Annotated in this window: 1 pseudogene; it reads left to right on the top strand. The window is 79.9% G+C overall.

Annotated elements, in window-relative coordinates:
- A pseudogene (locus tag EXE44_RS17535) lies at positions 1–738 on the top strand (exonuclease RecJ); the annotation flags it as partial.

Genomic DNA, 738 nt, shown 5'->3' with positions numbered 1-738 from the left:
GGCCGCGGTCGGGCTCGACGCGCTCGCCGTCACCGACCACGACGAGATCGACGCCGCGGAGCGGGCCGGCCGCGTCGAGCGGCGCCCCGGCGTCGCGCTCCCGGTCTCGGGCGGCGCGGCGGGCGACGAGGAGGCGGACGCCGCGCCCTCGCGGGCAGAGGCCCTCGCGGCCTCGACGCTCGCGGCGACGCGGTACTCCGGCGACCCCGAGGCGGCGCGCGACGCGCTCGCCCCGCTGGGGCTGCCGGCCGACCCCGACGCCGACGACCGCCGCCGGTTCGCGTCGCTGGTCGCTGTCGACGCCGTCGACGGCGACGACGCGAGCGAGCGCGCCGCCTCGGCGGTCGAGCGCGCGCTCCGCCCGTACGCGACGGACGGCCCGTTCGCGACGGTCGGCGGCTACGCCGACGTGCTCGACGCGCTCGCCCGGGAGGCGCCCGGGACGGGCGTCGCGCTCGCGCTCGCGAGCGACCCGGACGACTCGCTCCGACAGAGCGCGCTCGACGCGTGGCGCCGCCACGGCCTGGCGGCCCACCGCGCGCTCGACGCCGCGACGGTCGGCCGGTACGACGGCTGCGTCGTCGCCCGCGTCGACGCCCCGGAGGCGGTCCTGCCGACCGTCGCCCGGCTCGTCCGGGACTTCCGGTCGCCGGAGCCCGTCGCGGTCGCGCTCGACGAGGGCGCGGGCGAGAATCGAGGTGATGACGGCCGACCCGAAGGAGACGATCACCGTAGAGA

This window comes from Halorubrum sp. SS7, assembly GCF_005435055.1.
Taxonomy (GTDB): domain Archaea; phylum Halobacteriota; class Halobacteria; order Halobacteriales; family Haloferacaceae; genus Halorubrum; species Halorubrum salinarum.
Note: the sequence above shows the minus strand (reverse complement) of the source record. Positions and strands in the feature narration are given on the sequence as shown.